At 52.7% G+C, this 17,772-nt stretch carries 17 protein-coding genes; 7 read left to right on the top strand and 10 right to left on the bottom strand.

Features of this window, described 5'->3' with window-relative positions; all coding sequences use genetic code 11:
- Positions 1-162 precede the first annotated feature (162 nt).
- Together ABID47_RS11175 and ABID47_RS11170 are read left to right on the top strand one after the other, a co-directional pair.
- Positions 163-948: a glucose-1-dehydrogenase gene (locus ABID47_RS11175; protein ID WP_145024710.1), complete on the top strand. Its 786-nt coding sequence runs from the start codon at positions 163-165 to the stop codon at positions 946-948.
- A 59-nt stretch (positions 949-1,007) separates the two neighbouring features.
- A complete protein-coding gene (locus ABID47_RS11170; RefSeq protein WP_354496652.1) occupies positions 1,008-1,244 on the top strand; it encodes an alpha-glucosidase C-terminal domain-containing protein in 237 nt (78 codons plus the stop codon).
- A gap of 101 nt (positions 1,245-1,345) precedes the next feature.
- On the opposite strand, the gene ABID47_RS11165 is transcribed toward ABID47_RS11170, so the two are convergent.
- Positions 1,346-2,227, bottom strand: a complete 882-nt coding sequence (locus ABID47_RS11165) for a sigma-70 family RNA polymerase sigma factor (protein WP_354496650.1) — start codon at positions 2,225-2,227, stop codon at positions 1,346-1,348.
- Positions 2,228-2,438: 211 nt separating this feature from the next.
- Here ABID47_RS11165 and ABID47_RS11160 point away from each other — a divergent pair, with 211 nt between their 5' ends.
- A complete protein-coding gene (locus tag ABID47_RS11160; protein ID WP_105443937.1) occupies positions 2,439-2,864 on the top strand; it encodes a VOC family protein in 426 nt (141 codons plus the stop codon).
- Positions 2,865-3,027: 163 nt separating this feature from the next.
- Here the strand turns inward: ABID47_RS11160 and ABID47_RS11155 are convergent, their stop codons facing one another.
- The gene (locus ABID47_RS11155) at positions 3,028-3,600 is read right to left on the bottom strand and encodes a CBO0543 family protein (RefSeq protein WP_354496648.1); all 573 of its coding nucleotides are present in this window, start codon (positions 3,598-3,600) and stop codon (positions 3,028-3,030) included.
- Between the two features lie 188 nt (positions 3,601-3,788).
- Between ABID47_RS11155 and ABID47_RS11150 the strand changes: the two genes are divergently transcribed.
- Positions 3,789-4,574, top strand: a complete 786-nt coding sequence (locus tag ABID47_RS11150) for a hypothetical protein (protein ID WP_354496646.1) — start codon at positions 3,789-3,791, stop codon at positions 4,572-4,574.
- Positions 4,574-5,071: a hypothetical protein gene (locus ABID47_RS11145; protein WP_354496644.1), complete on the top strand. Its 498-nt coding sequence runs from the start codon at positions 4,574-4,576 to the stop codon at positions 5,069-5,071. Before ABID47_RS11150 ends, ABID47_RS11145 begins: the two co-directional genes overlap by 1 nt.
- Here the strand turns inward: ABID47_RS11145 and ABID47_RS11140 are convergent.
- The 3 genes from ABID47_RS11140 to ABID47_RS11130 form a co-directional block, all read right to left on the bottom strand.
- Complete coding sequence (locus ABID47_RS11140) at positions 5,066-5,995, bottom strand: phosphotransferase family protein (RefSeq protein WP_354496642.1); 930 nt, start codon at positions 5,993-5,995, stop codon at positions 5,066-5,068. The two genes, ABID47_RS11145 and ABID47_RS11140, sit on opposite strands and share 6 nt — an antisense overlap.
- Positions 5,996-6,152: 157 nt before the next feature.
- The gene (locus ABID47_RS11135; RefSeq protein ID WP_354496640.1) at positions 6,153-7,217 is read right to left on the bottom strand and encodes a right-handed parallel beta-helix repeat-containing protein; all 1,065 of its coding nucleotides are present in this window, start codon (positions 7,215-7,217) and stop codon (positions 6,153-6,155) included.
- Positions 7,218-7,382: 165 nt separating this feature from the next.
- Positions 7,383-8,255, bottom strand: coding sequence for an AraC family transcriptional regulator (locus ABID47_RS11130; protein ID WP_354496638.1), 873 nt, complete (start codon positions 8,253-8,255; stop codon positions 7,383-7,385).
- A gap of 275 nt (positions 8,256-8,530) precedes the next feature.
- Between ABID47_RS11130 and ABID47_RS11125 the strand changes: the two genes are divergently transcribed.
- Positions 8,531-10,078 carry an MFS transporter gene (locus ABID47_RS11125; protein ID WP_354496636.1) on the top strand — a complete coding sequence of 516 codons (1,548 nt, stop codon included), beginning with the start codon at positions 8,531-8,533 and terminating at the stop codon, positions 10,076-10,078.
- A gap of 78 nt (positions 10,079-10,156) precedes the next feature.
- Here the strand turns inward: ABID47_RS11125 and ABID47_RS11120 are convergent, their stop codons facing one another.
- Both ABID47_RS11120 and ABID47_RS11115 read right to left on the bottom strand, forming a co-directional pair.
- Positions 10,157-10,945: a TetR/AcrR family transcriptional regulator gene (locus ABID47_RS11120; protein WP_354496634.1), complete on the bottom strand. Its 789-nt coding sequence runs from the start codon at positions 10,943-10,945 to the stop codon at positions 10,157-10,159.
- Between the two features lie 139 nt (positions 10,946-11,084).
- On the bottom strand, positions 11,085-11,891 hold the full coding sequence (locus tag ABID47_RS11115) for an AraC family transcriptional regulator (RefSeq protein ID WP_354496632.1): 807 nt from the start codon (positions 11,889-11,891) through the stop codon (positions 11,085-11,087).
- 251 nt (positions 11,892-12,142) lie between these two features.
- Here ABID47_RS11115 and ABID47_RS11110 point away from each other — a divergent pair, with 251 nt between their 5' ends.
- Positions 12,143-14,719, top strand: a complete 2,577-nt coding sequence (locus ABID47_RS11110) for an Ig-like domain-containing protein (protein ID WP_354496630.1) — start codon at positions 12,143-12,145, stop codon at positions 14,717-14,719.
- A gap of 116 nt (positions 14,720-14,835) precedes the next feature.
- On the opposite strand, the gene ABID47_RS11105 is transcribed toward ABID47_RS11110, so the two are convergent.
- The 3 genes from ABID47_RS11105 to ABID47_RS11095 are packed head-to-tail and all read right to left on the bottom strand — an operon-like array spanning position 14,836 to position 17,673.
- Positions 14,836-15,396: a sugar O-acetyltransferase gene (locus ABID47_RS11105; RefSeq protein ID WP_354496628.1), complete on the bottom strand. Its 561-nt coding sequence runs from the start codon at positions 15,394-15,396 to the stop codon at positions 14,836-14,838.
- Between the two features lies 1 nt (position 15,397).
- The gene (locus ABID47_RS11100) at positions 15,398-16,630 is read right to left on the bottom strand and encodes an MFS transporter (RefSeq protein ID WP_354496626.1); all 1,233 of its coding nucleotides are present in this window, start codon (positions 16,628-16,630) and stop codon (positions 15,398-15,400) included.
- An 11-nt stretch (positions 16,631-16,641) separates the two neighbouring features.
- Positions 16,642-17,673, bottom strand: a complete 1,032-nt coding sequence (locus ABID47_RS11095; protein WP_354496624.1) for an ROK family protein — start codon at positions 17,671-17,673, stop codon at positions 16,642-16,644.
- Between the last annotated feature and the right edge of the window lie 99 nt (positions 17,674-17,772).

The following is a 17,772-nucleotide window of genomic DNA, read 5'->3' as shown; positions in this document are numbered from 1 at the left end:
ACCTACCGAACGTTATTGTCAAATGGAAATGACTCATAGACTGATTCTGATGCTATAATGCCGTTTCTTCTACGGAAGTTATGACCCCGCCCTGTTGAACCATACCCGTTCCGGTTAAATACTATTGTAGTCATTATGATGGGACGACAGGAGGGATTGATTGTGTACAAGGATCTTGAGGGTAACACAGCCATTATTACCGGAGCTTCTTCCGGCATCGGACGAGCTATGGCGCTGAGGTTCGGTCGGGAAAAGATGAATGTGGTCATAAACTACCGCAGCGGCGAGCAGGAAGTGAATTCCATCATCCAGGAGATTGAACAAAGCGGCGGTCAAGCGATAGGCGTGTACGGCGATGTCACCCGTGAAGAGGATGTCAAAAAGCTGGTAGCCGCCGCGCATGAGCATTTTGGCTCGCTGGACGTCATGGTCAACAACGCAGGCATCGAAAACGAAGTCCCCTCGGAAGACCTGACGCTGGAGGACTGGCGGAAGGTGCTGGACGTGAATCTGACCGGGGCTTTCCTCGGCTGCCGCGAGGCGATCGATTACATGCTGGAACACCGGATCAAGGGACGGATCATCAACGTTTCGAGCGTGCACGAGATGATTCCGTGGCCCCATTTCGTGCATTATGCCGCGAGCAAGGGCGGGATCAAAATGATGACCGAGACGCTGGCGCTGGAATTTGCGCCGAAGGGAATCCGCGTCAACAGCCTCGGTCCCGGTGCGATCGATACGCCGATCAATGCCGCCAAGTTTTCCGATCCTGCCGCCAAAGCAAGCGTTGAGGCGCTGATCCCGCTCGGGTATATCGGCAAGCCGGAGGAAATCGCCGCTGCAGCCGCATGGCTTGCCTCCTCCGAGTCCAGTTATGTTACGGGCATTACCCTGTTTGCGGACGGCGGGATGACCAAATACCCCGCTTTTCAAGGGGGACACGGTTAATTCCCCATACAACCCATTTCATGCACGGACAGGAGGAATGCGCACATGAACGAAACCTGGTGGAAAGAATCCGCCGTTTGGATCCGGATCTCTATGTTTACACCCGTACGCTCGAGCAAGACACCGTCCTGGTCATCCTTAACTTTTTTGATGATACGCCGGTCATGGAATGGCCGAAAACGCTGCGGGGCATGTCGCGAGACCTGCTGATCAGCAATTACGATCTGCCGCCTGACGCGGAAGGAGACCGCATTGAGCTGCGCCCCTATGAAGCCAGAGTATACCGGTTGACCTGACCGGGGTTTGACAAGAAAAAAGGCACCCGCTGCAAGCCTTACGGCTGCAAACGGTGCCTTTTCCTTGCTTCAAGATCATTTCTCCATGTTCTTTATACCCGTTAATCGTTCAACAAGGCCAGGTCAAGCTGGCGCAGGCGCGCCGGATCGGCAATCATTTCGATTTCGGTGATTTTATCATTCTTTACCGTAAAGACGAGTACGAACAGGATTCGATCAAGCGGACCTATAACGGCGCCTACGGAACCGTTCACGAGCGCAGGCTGGGCACCTTGGGCACGGCCTGCGAATTGCTTGGCCGCAGCTTGCGAACCATGAACAACAACCGGCGCGTTTGCGGCCGGCGGAAATGCCGGATCGTTTCGTGTCACGACATTCGGATCCAGGATAGAGAGAAGTTTCTCAAAATCTCCGGCGCGCGATGCAGCAAGGAATGCATCCACCAGCTCCTGTTTGCGCCTGAGCTCTTCTGCTCTTGAAGCCGATTCATCCCCCTTCACCCGTTGACGTGCACGGCTGGCAAGCTTTCTGGCTGCCGCCTCATTTCTTTCCAAGATGGAAGCAATATCCGCGAAAGACATGCCGAAAATATCGTGCAGCACGAACGCGATTCGTTCGGCGGGACTTAATGTTCCTAAGACCACAAGCATGGCATGCCCCACAGCATCGGCCATCAGCGCTTCATACTCCGGGTCGCTTCCGTCACGGAAGTGGGTAACTGGCTCTGGTGCACGATCTATCGTCAGATCTTCATGCCTTGATTTACGGGCTCGGAGCATATCCAAACAAACCCGCGAGACGATCGTCGTCATCCATCCCCCGATATTTTCCACGCTGCTCATATCCGAACGGCTAAGACGTATCCATGACTCCTGTACGGCGTCATCCGCCTCATTCCGTGATCCCAGTATTCGGTAAGCCACAAACTGAAGGTGATTCCGATGCGATTCGAATTGTTCTGCAAGCCCGTTGTGATCGTTCACGCGCCCCAACCTTTCCTTTTCCTTATTACTAATATGTCGTAAGAAATCTAACGGATGTGACCGAAATCGTAAAAAAATCGCAAAAAAATATTTTAACTTTAACGGTCACGTTTACCTGCCGGTGAACGACATTGGTAGTGAAGGGAATCCCGCTGCGAAATAAAAGGTCCGTCGGTATCCCGGTAAAAAACATGTACAGGAGATGATTGTTGTGAGCACGAGTTTAATCCCTTTTATTGAAATGAATGGTCAAGCAAATGAGGCTATCGATTTTTACGTCAAAGCGCTGGAAGCCAAGGTCGTCTATGCGCAACGGCTTGGCGATTTACCGGAAAATCCGGAATCCCCGCTGCCGCCGGAGAAAAAAGACTGGATATCCTTTGCGGTCTTGGTCATCGGTGAATCGCAGCTCCAATTGTCCGACCTTGTTACCAGCAGCAGTTACCAAAAGGGCTCGCCAGTGACTATCGTCGTGCAAACCGATGACAAAGATCAGGCCACCCGATATTTTGACGCCTTGAAACAGGGCGGTCAAGTGAATACGCCGCTTGAAGCCAGCTTCTTCAGTCCTGCTTACGGCAATGTGACGGATCCATTCGGCATTACATTCCGGATCCTTGCCAAAGGACAACAGTAATCTACGCGCACAGCTCCCCCTTTTCATCAAGGTTAGGCTAACCGGTTTCAGAAAGTGGAATCGTATAACAAACCATAAAATAACGCATCGAATTCGCCTTCGATGCGTTATTCAGTATATCGATATTGTATCCTGGAACTTAAAGCGGGCTCAATGCCTTCTTCTAGTTCGCAGGTTTTTGTTGTGATCGGTTTGCCTTAGATAGCATGAATTCCAGCGACCACTTAACAAAACAGGCTTTAGCTATATATAGCGGGAACGAATAAATAGATTTCCAATGGTCCATATCATAAATATCAATCCAGACAAAGAAGGGCTCTGCAATGAAGGCAGCCCCTAGGGCCAGTATGACGTTGGCGACAACGAATGACTTCCAACTTCTAAAATACTGATAGATCAACATATGGATAACAGGTAATACGGAGTAATCAATCGGGCTTAGGCGAGGAATCAGCCTGAAGACTTGATGAGGGTAAGACCATAATCCCAGTTCGCTGCCAATATCATCCAGCAGGACAATAACGATGGTTATTGCAAAACCGTAAAGTAAAATATCCTTCAGTCTTGATTTATCGACCATTTTCCACCAAATGATCCATGGCACAATCAAAAGCACCAACAAAAACCACCATTGAATCGAGAACAGGTCATGGCGATAATAATACAGTTTTCTCATTTCAGTAAGTTTACGATCTACATCTTTGATTTCTTCAAAGGAAGGATATCGGTCTGACAAAAGTAATGCAGCTCCTTTTTATGCACCGTTTCATCGTCCGTTTGGATTGTCCTTAAACTTCCCCAAAGTCATCCCGCTAATTCCATGTCTTCTTTAAGCCAATCGCGTTATACCTCCCAAGGAAGAATAATCTTTCGCCAATTGACAAAAAATTCGATTAAACTGTATTTCCATTGGAGCGTTGATAAGTGAACAACTTTAGAAACAAATATAGAAACCGTTATTATCATGCCTATGTAACGACGTTCGGCACCATCCAGCTTCACCAGCGTAATCCCCTGGTCGTAGCGTTATGGTCCGTAGCGTTCCCCGGATTCGGCCACATCTTATTACACAAATTCATTTCCGGGTTCGCATTATTTTTTTGGGAATTTTATATCAATCAAAAAACCCAGCTGAATACAGCCATTATGTATTCGTTTAACGGAGATATCGCCCAGGCAAAGGCTGTATTAAATGAAAAGTACATTTATCTCTATATCCCGGTTTATTTGTTTGCCATATGGGACAGCTATCGGACCACAGTTGACCTGAATAAGGTTCACCTGTTGGCGAAAAGGGAAAATGCCAAATACCCGAATTTTTCGGTGAGCCCCTTTGAGATCAACTATCTGGACAAGAAAAAGCCGTGGATTGCATTGGTCTGGGCAATGACGATTCCAAGTCTTGGACAACTGTATATTCATCGGATCCTAGCTGCTGTTTTGACGCTTGCTATGACCGTGATGATTGTCATTCATTCCAATATGATTGAAGGCATGCACTACTTTTTGCTGGGGAACTTCCCCAAATCAAGAGAAGTGATGGGCGTTCAGTGGTTCCTTTACTTCCCCTCGATCTACTTCTTCACAATGTATGATTCTTACATCAATGCCGTAGAGCTGACGAAACTGTTTGATTGGGAACAAGCCGATTACTTGAAAGAAAACTATCAGCCGCAAAATTTTGTACTGCATAAGGGAGAAAAAGTCTAATGGGAATCCAATTTTTCTCTACATTTCAGCATTCACACTATGTTGAGCTGGCTATAAGCAAGCTTAAGGAAAACGAGGTCGTCCATATTTACGCTGTCCCCCTGGATAATCGTTCGATGGATATGAAGTTGGTTGATACGATGCACGGTACAGACGGTACCTCGTTAGTCGATATTGGGCTTATCCTAGCCATGATGGGTGGGACCATCGGGGTATCCAGAGGATTTGTTCTCCACTGGGGTCCGGTCTTTTGGGGGCTAATTGGAGCGGCTGTCGGATTTGCTGTTGGCTTTGTTTACGATTTGATAAAAAACCTTGTGAAACGAAAAAAGATGCGGACGGTCAAGACAACAGCCGGTGAAGTAATATTGATCGTCCAATGCAGAGCGGAGCAAGCCCCGTTTGTTGAGCAGACGCTGTGGGGGAACAGGGCACTCGGAGTTGCCAAAACACAAATGCAGACAGCCCCATCCGAGCCCGTTACAACAGACTTATGATTTGTCCAGGCCCAGAAGGAAGTTGCGAGTATATGCATAGGCGTCGGTCCATCCCATTTTGGCATAGAAGCGCAGTCCGTCCAGTCCTTTGAAGTAATAAGCGCCCTTTAATCTCTCATTGAAATCGGGGATGACGATTCCGGCTTGCGCTTGATGGTCCTGATAAGCCTGTACGACGTTGTGCCCGTCCATGTGCCGATCCAAAATGGCCAGATCCACAAGAAAGTCGCCGTAAGCGCAGTTGCAATCCAAAATTCCCGTAATCCGGCTGCCGTCAGACAAGATGTTCCACTGGTGAAAATCCCCATGAATAAAATACCGGTGCGGCTCGTTATAGTGTGAATAAGCCGTTAACCGGCTGTAAATCTCATCGAATACCTCTTTCTCCAAACAGGAGGTATGGAATAAGGCGTACCAATTCTCCCAGAAGCTGCCCGTTTGGTCTTCCGCATAGACGGATTCCCAATAATCCTTCCAGGTTGGGAACGCACCGTCACCACTCGCCCCGATCCAGCCGTATCCACGGGCTCCACGCAGGTCAATATGGTTCAAGCGCGTCAAAATCCGAATAAGCTCCGGAAGACGGCGGCGCTGCTCCTCAGCCGAAAAATCCGCCAGATTGCGGCCTTCTATCTTTTCCAAAATGGAATATTCGAGATTCCCTGTTTTCCCATGTCCGATACACCGGGGGAAAGGTATGCCCTGGCTGGACAGCAGATTCGATACGTAGATTTCCGACTGGTACGCCCCTTCAAGGTCGCTGAATTTGATCACGTACCCTTGACCTTCATGGTTAAAGGAAAAAACGCGGCTTAAATTCCCCCCTTGCATCGGCGTGATTTCCGCCGCTCCATCACCCAGATGCTCACTGATCGTCTCCTCGACCAAAGTGATGTCCACGATTGGTTTTTCGTATTCAGTCATGCTTTCCGCCTCTCTTTCACTTCCATATCGTTCGATCGGTTACCCGCGATTCCGGATTGAACCCATTATATCCCGGATTGTCTCATAGAAAAATGGGGCCGGACAATAAAATATCAATCCTCAAGCCAAAGGCCTGAGGATTGATCACCATGCAGCCTTACATCACCGGAGCTCCGCCTTCACCAGGCCATGTCATCTCTACAAATCCTGAAGGCGAGGCCGTCGTCGCGGTTTTGGAGCCGGATGCATACAGTCCGCCGGCAACGCCTGTCATCGTATAATCGGTATAGAGCTTATTGGACGAATAGTTCGTATAGATCATGGCACCCGATAGGTTGGAAGCGGTCACGTTCTTAAGTTCCAGGTTGCTGCCGTAGGAGACGCCGTCCGAAGCCGTCGTTTTGCTCGTCCGGAACGCCTGACCCGTCGAAGCATTGTTTTTTACCGTCGTATTGATGATCTGTACCCCGTTTGCTCTCATAAAGATTCCGTTGTTGCCTACGCTCGATTCAGGGACCGTATTCTGGAAGTCGACGGTACCGCCGACCACTTTGATATGGTGGGTTCCTTCCTTGAAGTCAAATCCGTCATTGACCGTCCGGATGGCACTGCAGTTCAAAAATGTGATATACCCGCTTTGGTCGGGATCAGGGCTGGTCGTCCAGTTTTGATCGGCATCCCCCACATAGAAGCCCTCGCCAAATTTCCCGCCCGCTCCCGTGCTTTGCGCCGTGCTGCTCGAAATCAGCCAGTATTGGCTGTTCTTGCGTATTTTAAAGCCTTCGCCCTTCGTGTTCTTGACCGTCACGTTTGTGACGTAACCATGAGAGGCCTCGATGAGCAGTCCTTTATTGGATTGGGAGTTGGAGTTGATCGTGATGTTCTCCAGCTTGTAATAGTTATGTTTAATATGGAAAGCAGCGTTGCCCGCCGAGGCCGTAAAATTGAAGGTCGCCCCGCCTCTCGTACCCCGGATCGTGATGTAGCCGCCCGCTAAGCCGCTTACCGTTGTCGCAATGGTTCCATCGGAGACGTTATAGGTCCCCGTCACCTCGATAATGTCACCGGGACTTGCGCTGGACAAATAGCTGCGCAAGGTGGCGACATCCCCGGCGGGAACGGATTTGGTCGCTGCATGCACCATCCCGCTGGGGTAACAGGCCAAGACGAGAATGAAACCACATAAAAACACCAAACTGCGTTTGAGCGATAATCTCAACATGATTCAACCTCCCATTCATCTTCGGTTAATACTGCCTTTCGTCCGTTATCCTATTTGTAACCCATGAATTCCTGCCCTGCATCCCACCTCCGTTTACAAAAACCTCTGTTGTTAAAGCGCTTTAATTATAATTCGGCCAACGTAACAAAAAGGGGCCTAAAAATATCACTTTTCCATACTCATTCGGTACCTGCGGGGCGTTAGTCCATATTTCGCCTTAAACAGGGAGATGAAGTAAGACGGGTATTTGAAGCCAGCCCTTCTGCTGACGTCTTCGACGGTAAGAGAGGGATCGGCCAGGAGCATTTTGGCTTGCTCCATCCGTTGTTCGTTAGCATAAGCGGTAATGCTGACCCCCATTTGTTCTTTAAACGTCTTGGACAAATAATTCGGAGAGAAATGCAGTTCGGCTGCCAGGTCATGCAGCGTAAACGACTGGTTCAGATGCCTGTCGATCCACTTCACGATCCGGCCGATGATCTCCGCCTGGCCGGCGTGCCCAAGCATCTGTGTTTCATGCATTGAATCCGGAACGTAGATCCGGCTGACGAAGTATTCGAAAAATTGAAATGAAAACAACGTCACTGCATCCATCCGGAGATGAGGCGGAACGATCGCCAGCGTGTGGCTTAATTGTCTGAACTGTTCTTCCAGATATGAGGCGTCCGCGGGTGCCAGATAAAAAACCTGGCTGGGCTGACGATGCTCCAGAAACAGCGCAAAAACGGAGGCAAGCTGCGGAAGCACAGTCATGAACCGTTCCATGACGGAGCCTTTAATCTTCAGTAAAGTCCGTGTATAAGACGGTGGAACCTGCACCTTGATTTCGTGCATTTGAAATGGCTTGACAAGGATCAGGGTAGACGGCTTCAGCGGATACAACTGATTGTTGATCACGTAACGCCCCACTCCCTCATGGACGAACAGAATTTCCAAGCCTTCATGTGCATGAAAATATTCAATGGGAGACGTATGTACGCTTCGAAAATGAAACAGATACAAATTATCCTGCCACGGAATCGCGTTGTGAATTTTCATGTGGCACCTCCATTGCTCATTGGTCATCTTTCAGGGCTCACGTTCCTTATTTATGTGGTTCCAAGACAAGTCATGCTTACCGCTGTCATGGACAAATGCCTGGCCATCAGGCTGTCTTTCTCAACCAAATCTTGATCTTTTCCATTTTCAAACGCCTGTTTCATTCAGATCGCCCAAACCAGCGGTTTTTTTTTTTTGACCATATACTGTTTATGTAATATACTGTTTTCAAAAGTTACTGTTTATACAATAAACAATAAAGAGAGGGATTTTAAATGAGCATTTCAACCCCCGCCGCGGCCAAATTGGCCGGCCGCAAAGAATGGATCGCGCTTTGCATCCTTTGTCTCCCGCTGATGGTCGTCTCGATGGACGTATCCGTCCTGTTCTTCGCGGCACCGGCCATTGCCGCGGATCTGCTGCCGACCGCCACCCAGCAATTATGGATTTTCGACGTTTACGGCTTCATCCTTGCCGGGCTGCTGCTGACGATGGGCGCCGTCGGCGACCGGATTGGACGACGGCGCCTGCTGATGATCGGTTCCGTCGGATTCGCCCTGAGCTCTTTGTTCGCGGCGTACGCCCAGTCGGCCGAAACGCTGATCCTGGCCCGCGGGATTCTGGGAATCGCCGGCTCCACCCTCATGCCGTCGACGCTGGCGCTCGTCCGCACGATGTTCCAGGACCCGGCACAGCGGACGAAGGCGATGGCCATTTGGAGCGCCGTCATGGCAGGCGGTGTCACCGTCGGGCCGATTATCGGCGGCCTGCTTCTCGACTCCTTCTCCTGGGGATCCGTGTTCCTCATCAATATCCCCGCCATGGTCCTGCTGCTCATCATCGCGCCGTTTTTGCTGCCGGAGTCCCGCAGCACGGCAAAAGTCAAAGTCGATGTATTCAGCTCGACGCTCGCGCTCGCCGCGATCCTTCCCGTGACTTACGGCGTGAAGACGCTGGCGGAAGACGGCTGGGCCATCCTTCCCGCCGCACTGCTTGCCGCAGGCCTGCTCATCGGCATCCTGTTCGTACGGCGCCAGCTGACCATCTCTAATCCGCTGCTCGATATCCGTGCGCTGATGGAGCGGCGGACTGGCGGTTCGATCCTCGTAAACTTTATCGCTACGTTTACGCTCATGGCCAGCTCGCTCATCAATACCCAGTTCCTCCAGTCGGTTCTTGGATACTCCCCGTTCGTCGCTTCCCTCTGGAGCGTGGCGCCTTCCGTTGTGGTCGGGGCAGCGGCACCGATTGCCGGTAAACTGTCGCAACTCTACGGAAGACCGCGCGTCATGGCCGGCGGCTTTCTCCTGTCGGCAGTCGGATTCGGCGTACTGACCCAGGTCCGCCTGGAAGGCTTCTCGCCGCTGACCGTGCTGCTCGTCGGCGCCGCCTTGGTCGCCGCGGGCATCGTATCCGTCATGACCCTCGTCACCGATTATGTCGTGGGCGTCGCTCCGGCCGACCGTGCGGGAGCCGTCGGCGGCCTCATTGAAACGTCCAACGAGCTCGGAGGCGCATTCGGCATCGCGCTCCTCGGCTGCGTCCTTGCGGCCATCTACCGCCACGCGGTCACCCCATTCCTGCCTTCGGGACTCGCGCCGGATGCGGCCCAGGCAGCAGGGCAGACCATTGCTGGCGCATCGGCCGCCGCCCTCCATTTACCGGCGGATGCTGCGGCGCAGGTCATGAGGGCTTCCCGTGAAGCGTTTATCACCGCCATGCACGCCACCTGCCTGATCTCCGGCGTCATCCTGCTCCTGGCCACCGGAGTCACGCTCGTAATGCTTCGCGAACAGAAGAAGGCCGTCCACACCGCCGCGTAAGATCAACGCAAATGAATAAAGGCTGCTTCCAGGAATCACCCCCTGGAAGCAGCCTTTTTTTGCTGCAGCTTTATTTGGTTATGCGCCGCTCATTTTCCGATTCAAATACTGTTCGATCCCGTCCAGCATCCGCTCCAGCCCGAATTCCAAATCATCGCCTACGGTGTTTTCGGCCTCTTTCTCACCCGAATATACCCCGGACATAACGATCGGGTACAGGTTCGGATATGGTTCAGGCTTCACCAGTGTCCGAAGCGCCACCGAATAATTGATTCCGCTGAACTCCTCCTCGCTCGAACCCGCCTGAACGGCCCGGTCGATGTCGCGCTGGAGCATCCCGCAATGACGGGCATAGCCGCTCAACAAAAGAACGATCGACATTTTCTCGAAATCGTCCAGAGGCATGTCCCGCAGCGGCCGGAGCGCCCAATCGACGATCCGTAAATTGTTAGGCGTGATCGGAATGCCGAGGATCGGAATATCCCCATACCATGGATGTTTCCGAAAAATAGCGACCGTTCCGAGTACATACTCGCGCATACTCTCCCGCCATTCATGCTGGGGACGCTCAGGAGTCAGCGGAATATCGCATGCCGCATCCTGCATGAGGATGAGCAGGTCGTCTTTGCTTGGAATATAACGATAAAGGGACATCGCCGTAAAACCGAGCGCCGACGCGATCCGGTTCATCGAAACGGCGGCGAGGCCGTCCTCGTCTGCGATTTCAATCGCCTTCGACACGATCTGGTCGATGCTCATCTCCCGCTTGGGCCCCCGCTGCGGAGGCTTCACCAGTCCCCAGCTCAGCGCTGCGCCGGCAGGAAGCATCTTCGCCGCTTCTTCCGGTGTCACTTCTTCATTACTCATCAGATCTCCCCCCTAGTCGTCCTAAGCCATGATGCTCACAAATAAATGTTTATACCATAAACAGTATATCACATTAGACTGCATTTTAAAAATCCACGGGAGTCATCCCCCCCATGCTCCTGTCCCCCGCCTTCTTCACTCACCGAGCCGATTCGTTCTTAGGCATCCCCTCCAGGAGGCTTCGGCGAAATTCGTTCGGAGTCATTCCGTATTCCTTTTTGAAGACGCGGTAAAACGAACGCAAGCTGTTGAAGCCGGAGTCAAACGCAATCTCGGTGACCGGATCGGCGGTGGACAGCAGCAGCATGTGGGCGTAGGCCGCCCGCTGGCCGTTAATATAATCGCGGAACGAGACGTGAAACTGCTCGGAGAAAATTCGCGAAATGAGGAACTTGCTGATCCCGAGCTCTTTGGATAGCGTGTCCAAGTTGATGGCCTCCAGAAAATGAAGGTCGATATAAGCAAGGATCTTTTGGAAGAGATCCATATCTTTCGTATAATCCACCCTTTTCAGGGACAGCAGCGGCAGCACATGCCCTAATAATACCGAAGTGTACGCCTTGAGCAATCGGCTGTCGCCAGGTTCGCGATACAGCTTGTACAAGCTGGTCAGGGTGCCTGATACGACCGGATGTTTGTGGACGACCGGGTGGTCCGGAACATAATGAAGCAAATCTCCTGTGTAATCCCCCGGAAATGAAGCGTCAAAGAAGATCAGCAGGATTTGGCTGTGGTCAATGGTTTGATAGCCGTGCGGCTGATTAGGGAAAATGATCGCCATGTCCCCTTCGGAGAGGACGTACTCTTGTTGATCGATGTGGACGCGGATGTCGCCGGACAGGACCATGGCAATTTCGACGTTTTTATGCAGATGCAGAGGATAGGTATTATTGGTGGAAATGAATAAATGAAACTGCGGGTCCCTGTGCTGGTATTTGATTTTCATTGCGATCCCCCGTTTCGGTCTGATGTGAACCCTGGCAGCCAAGCGTGGTTTGTTATGAAAAAGATAATATGGATGTCTGTATCTGCACAAGCACCGGGCGCAACTTCTGGCACAAAAAAATTCGTTTTTGGCAGGTAAAAGCAGCCTAAAAGATTTAAAGTAAGAGCAGTAAGCGGCTTCATGGAGCGGAGAACACCGCATTCCGCCGGGCTTCCTGCTCCATATCCGTTGAAGGGAGAAAGTGTGAGCGAATGACAAATCGAACAGTAAGGGGTGCATTTATGTTACACGGCAAGCGGATGAAGCAGAAGCACAAAGGAATGAAAAGCATGGCTGTTGTGTTGAGTATTATGGTAGCGTTTCCATTTGCGGGAATGCCGCATTCCGGTTCGGTTTCGGCCCAATCGGCGGATGAGCAGAAATTTGCGGGCGCATCGATTCCCGCTTTTCCGGGCGCGGAAGGCGGCGGGGCTTATACGAGCGGCGGCCGCGGGGGCGACGTCTATATCGTCACCACCCTGGAGGATTACGGCACCAACGAAAAGGCGGTCCCGGGATCGCTTCGCTACGGGATTATGTCCACGCCGAAAGAAGGCCGCACCATTGTTTTTAACGTATCCGGTACAATCGAGCTGGAAAGCTCCCTGCTGTTGAAAAACATTAAAAACCTGACCATCGCCGGGCAAACCGCGCCGGGCAACGGCATTACCCTCGCAGGTTGGGACACCAACATCAGCAACTCGGAGAACATCATCCTCCGGTATCTCTCCTTCCGGCCGGGGGCAACCAACGTGTACAACGGCAGCGATTCGATGGATGCGCTCTGGGGCAGGGACAATAACTATTTTATCATTGACCACTGCTCCTTCAGCTGGAATACCGATGAAACACTGTCGCTGTACAGGGGCGAAAACGGCACGGTCCAATGGTCCCTCATTTCGGAGAGCCTCACCCTGTCCGGGCATTCCAAAGGCAGACACGGCTACGGCGGCATCGCCGGCGGAGACAAAACGACGTTCCATCACAATCTGTATGCCAGCCATACTTCCCGGAACCCAAGGCTCGGCGGCGGGTATGCAGGCGCGGCGGATGCCGATCACGTGGCGGTCGTGCAGCTCTCCAACAATGTGATCTATAACTGGGGCTTTAACGGCACCTACGGCGGAGGATTCACCTTTACGAATTATATGAACAATATCGAAATCGCCGGTCCAGGCACAAGGGATAATGTGACCGACCGGGTCATCGATGCGGGCGAATCCAAAAAGCTAGGCGGCTTCTATATCGCCGGGAACCGGATCAACGGCAAGCTGACGGGATGGCTCGACGGATCGTCCCCATTGGTGAAAAGCTCCGGTGACGCCAGCGGAGACCAGCCGACAACCTTTGCGTCCAAACCGTATCTCTCTGCGGACAGCACAGGAGTCAATCACAGGGTGACCAATCCGGCGTTTGACGATTACGTGCAGCAGGGCGTGGAAAAAGCGAACGAGCCGCTGCTGAAGGCCATTTTGCAGAAGGCGGGTGCCACCTACCCGCGCCGCGACGCCATCGACGCCAGAATCGTCGCGGAAGTGGAGCAGGGCCTCGGCAGATACATCAACACCGAAAATGAGGTTGGCGGGTATGTCTCCCCGTTCGGCGTGATCGAGGAGCAGCGCGGCGCCGATTTTGATACGAATCGGAACGGGATCGACGACCAATGGGAAAAGAAAAACAACATCTGGGGCATTCAAGATGCCTATAAGACGATAACCGGCACGGGATACACCTGGCTTGAACTGTACCTCAACAGCCTGGCCGACATGGACCATGCGGCCGAAAATCCGGATGCCACGCTTGCGGCGCCAGCGAACAATGCGCAGTTTGCTCTGGGAGAGGACATTGAGGTCAACGTCAAAGCCTCCTCCAAATTCGGCAATAAAATCAAGAATGTGGCCGTATACAACGGATCGCAGTACCTTGGAGAAGCGGTGAAAAAAGGCCGCGCCTATGTGTATACCATCAAGGGTCTTCAGGATGCTTCCTACAATATTTCGGCCAGAGTGACGGACACGGACGGAAATGCGACCCAAACGACCGCAGCCACCATCCATGTCAACACGGCCCCGCGCTCGCTGGCTGATGCAGGCTGGGCATCGGCCGATATCGGCCGCCCGGACATGAAAGGAACCGGAAGTCTGACGGACGGCATAATCACCGTTAAAGGCAACGGCAAGCTGGGAACGAGCGAAGGAAGCACCGAGCAATCGCCGGAATACGATGCTGCGAAAGACGATTTTCATTTTGTATATAAGGAAATGACCGGAGACATGGAGTTCACCGCGAAGCTGCAAGCCATCGGAGCGGTTGACAATCATGCCTTTACCGGACTGATGATCCGGGATGATTTACAGGATAACAGCGCCGCTGCAGCCCTTGGATTATCCTGGGTGAAGCTGTCCAAAGAAACAAGCTGGTCGGCTTATCTAACGGGAAGAGATCAGCAGGGCTCAGGCTTTGATCCGTTGACCGAAACATTGGACAGCGCATCCAGCGCGCAGGAAGCCGGTATTCAGCTGGTTCCCGACATTCCGTTCAAAATCGGCGGCGTCGAGCAGGGCTACTGGCTCAAGCTCAGCCGGAACGGCGACACCTTCTACGCCTACGGATCGACGGACGGCAAGGAATGGAAGCCGATCGGTCAGAGAACCATCGCGATGAAGGATTCGGTCTATGTCGGTTTTGCCGTAGACAGCAACGATGTGGCCAATGCGATCGAGCAATTAAACTTTGCCAAATTCTCGAATGTGAAACTCGAGGATCACTTTGCTCCCATAAGCAACTAAGCTTAAATCGACGGGCTGTGTGCATGTGGGCGTCTCACTGAGATAACCCTTTTTCCGGTATGAAAAAATCGCCCGGCGGCCGTTTTCCGCACGGGCGATTCTTTTTTTATCACAACTTAGGCTTCGATCGTTTTAATGAATTTCGCCGGGTTGCCTCCCACGATCATGTTGTCCGGAATATCCTTGGTCACGACCGCTCCGGAAGCGATGACGACGTTGTTGCCGATCGTTACGCCCGGGTTGATGACCGCCCTCCCGCCGACCCATACATTGTCGCCGATCGTTACGGGTTTGCCATATTCCGGCCCCTTGTTCCTTTCATACGGGTCCACCGGGTGAGTCGCGGTATAGACATGAACCCCGGGCCCAAACAAGCAGTTGTCCCCGATCCTCACTTCGCACACATCCAGGATGGTACAGTCAAAGTTGGCGTAGAAATGCTCACCGACATGAATATTGTAGCCATAGTCAAAGCGGATGTTGGGCTCCATCGCCAGGAAGTTCCCGGTTGAACCCAGCAGCTCCTTCAGAATTTTCAGCCGCAATGCTTCATCCGTTTCGGTCGTCTGGTTGTATATGCGGGTCATTTGCCGGGCATATGCCCGCTCCCGCGTCAATTCAGGGTCGGCAGCGACGTACAATTCGCCGTCCAGCATCTTTTGTTTTTCTGTTTTCATCTTAGGAGTGAAGTCCCCTCTCATCTTGATGTAATGTTGGGTGCTGCTGCACGGGTTTGGCTGCTCTAGACAGAGAACCTGCGATCCCAATGCCGATCAGCACCGCGATCAGTGCGTGCAATAACCCGAAATGCTCTCCAAGGAAGCCCAGCGCAGGCGGGCCCACCAGAAAAGCGATGTAGCCTGTAGTCGCCACAGCTCCGACTCTTGCGGCAGCGCCATGAGGATCATCCCCCGCCGCCGACAGTCCGACCGGAAAACCAAGGGAAGCTCCAAGTCCCCACAGGACGACGCCTATGGAGGCCACAACTTCATTCGGACCCCAGATCACCAGCGATAACCCCAAAATGGCTGCCACGGCGCATCCGGATAACACCGGCACCCGGCCATAACGGTCCAGAATCCATCCGCCCGTAAACCGTCCCAGCGTCATCGCCGCAACGAACAATCCGTAAATAAATGAACCTGTCAGCGAGCTTACCCCGTAGCCATCCACCATGGTCAGCGGCAGCCAATCATTGGCGGAACCCTCGGCAAACGCCATGCCCAGAACGATGATTCCAATCAGCAAGGTGCGCCTCTCCGTCCACATCCTTAACTGCTGCTGAATCGCCGATCCTTTAGGTCCTCCAGCATTCGCCGGTTCCTTCCCCGACCCCTCAGGCAGGTAACGCCAGCCATAGAGTACAGCTGCCGCCATAATTAAGGCGAGGATCGTGAAATGGACCATCACCTGAAGATGGATGGCGACGGCGGCGGCGCCAAGTGCTGCGCCCACAAGCGTCCCCACACTGAAAAAGCCGTGAAACGCCGGTAAGAGCGTCCGGTTCAAGGCCTTTTCCGCAGCTGAGCCCTCCACATTGAGCGCAACCTCCGCCGTACCATAGCCGCCCCCGAAAATGATTAGGCCAATAATAACCACCGGTATCGAAGCCAGCGACGTGCCGATTCCCGCAACGACGAAGCCAACCACAATCAGCAAAGAGCTGATCAGGATGACAAATCGTGCGCCTTTCCGGGCTACGATCGAACCTGACGTAAGCAGACCGAACAAAGAGCCGGCGGCAATCGCAAATATAATCATCCCCATTCCGGCGGTGGAGACTTGAAGCGTGTCCCGAACGTCAGGCGTGCGGGATACCCATGACGCAAAGGATAAACCCGGCAGGGCAAACAGCAGAAACAGAATATTACGGACCGTTCCCGGATGCGGTTTACTTTTCACAGATGTCATTAGGCTGACCCTCACCTCCGCTTCTCTACCAACTGCAGGGAATAAGCCAGGCTTTCCAACGTCATGGTCGTCAGCCCGTACATGTAGTCCTCATCCGGATGCTCCAGCAGCGCCAACTGCGGCATATGCATCTCCGGGATATACTTCAGGCATTCCTGGCGGATCAGATGGATATCATCTGCCTGCACCAGACTTCCCGTCAGAGCGATCGTCTCCGGGTTCACGACCGCAATCAGGCTGGACACCGCATGCGCAGCCAGGGAATGGAAGGTCTCTCGGTCGTGCAGCTGCCGCAGCTGCTCCGCCTGCGAAATGCCATAAGGTAAAAAGGCGATCTCACCGGCAAAGCGGGTATTCCCCCGATGAATATGCCCATCGACGATTAGCCCGGCGCCTGGTAAGCTTCCTTCGAGAAACGTCGCAACCGCAATCGACTTCTCGGTGTCGTAGTCCTGCTTTCGGTAAAAGCCGTACACGGTCGAGTTCATGTCATTCTCCATAATGACTTCGATCCCGTGCTTGTCGCGAATGATCGCCTCCAGCGGGGCATGAATCAGTTCAGGAATATCGCTGACATTGATGACGCCCTGATAAACGGCACCCGGAACGCCGATCCCAACCGCCCGGATTTGCGGGTATTGGGAGATGAGCCCGTCGATCAGTTTCTCAATCGCTGCAGCATCGATCCGGCCCGCTTCCTGCTGCCCTTCCTCTACCGCTTCACCGGCCAGGTTAGCGACCCTGTACGTGAGGGAGTGCACCTTCACGCCGGCCCGGATGATCACGCAGGCGATATAAGCATAGTTCACATTATACTGATACAGTCTGGCCGGACGGCCGCCGCTCGATTCCTCCCTGTCCAGCTCGAGCAGTTCACCGGTCTCCAGCATTTCGTTCAGAATGCTGCCGCAGGTCGCCACGCTTAATCCGGTCATTTGCGCCACCATCGATTTGGTACCCTGCTTCATCGATTTGAGCGCTTGCCGCACGAGCTCCTGATTCATCTTTTTGACTCGCATCGTATTGTTCGTCACGGGATTCATTACCGCCAACCTCCCTTTCCGGACTTATTAAAATACTTTTAATAAGTAATAACATAAATGATTTTGTTGTATCTGTCTACCCATTGATCCTGATCGGGT

This window comes from Paenibacillus favisporus (genome assembly GCF_040545415.1).
In the GTDB taxonomy this organism is placed as follows: Bacteria; Bacillota; Bacilli; order Paenibacillales; family Paenibacillaceae; genus Paenibacillus_AQ; species Paenibacillus_AQ favisporus.
The sequence above is the reverse complement of the archived record's forward strand: the minus strand, read 5'-3'. Positions and strand labels throughout refer to the sequence as shown.

Coding starts and splice junctions, on each gene's coding strand:
- ABID47_RS11145 (WP_354496644.1), top strand. CDS start 4,574: ATGGGAATCCAATTTTTCTCTACATTTCAGCATTCACACTATGTTGAG.
- ABID47_RS11140 (WP_354496642.1), bottom strand. CDS start 5,995: ATGACTGAATACGAAAAACCAATCGTGGACATCACTTTGGTCGAGGAG.
- ABID47_RS11135 (WP_354496640.1), bottom strand. CDS start 7,217: ATGTTGAGATTATCGCTCAAACGCAGTTTGGTGTTTTTATGTGGTTTC.
- ABID47_RS11130 (WP_354496638.1), bottom strand. CDS start 8,255: ATGAAAATTCACAACGCGATTCCGTGGCAGGATAATTTGTATCTGTTT.
- ABID47_RS11125 (WP_354496636.1), top strand. CDS start 8,531: ATGAGCATTTCAACCCCCGCCGCGGCCAAATTGGCCGGCCGCAAAGAA.
- ABID47_RS11120 (WP_354496634.1), bottom strand. CDS start 10,945: ATGAGTAATGAAGAAGTGACACCGGAAGAAGCGGCGAAGATGCTTCCT.
- ABID47_RS11115 (WP_354496632.1), bottom strand. CDS start 11,891: ATGAAAATCAAATACCAGCACAGGGACCCGCAGTTTCATTTATTCATT.
- ABID47_RS11110 (WP_354496630.1), top strand. CDS start 12,143: ATGACAAATCGAACAGTAAGGGGTGCATTTATGTTACACGGCAAGCGG.
- ABID47_RS11105 (WP_354496628.1), bottom strand. CDS start 15,396: ATGAAAACAGAAAAACAAAAGATGCTGGACGGCGAATTGTACGTCGCT.
- ABID47_RS11100 (WP_354496626.1), bottom strand. CDS start 16,630: ATGACATCTGTGAAAAGTAAACCGCATCCGGGAACGGTCCGTAATATT.
- ABID47_RS11095 (WP_354496624.1), bottom strand. CDS start 17,673: ATGAATCCCGTGACGAACAATACGATGCGAGTCAAAAAGATGAATCAG.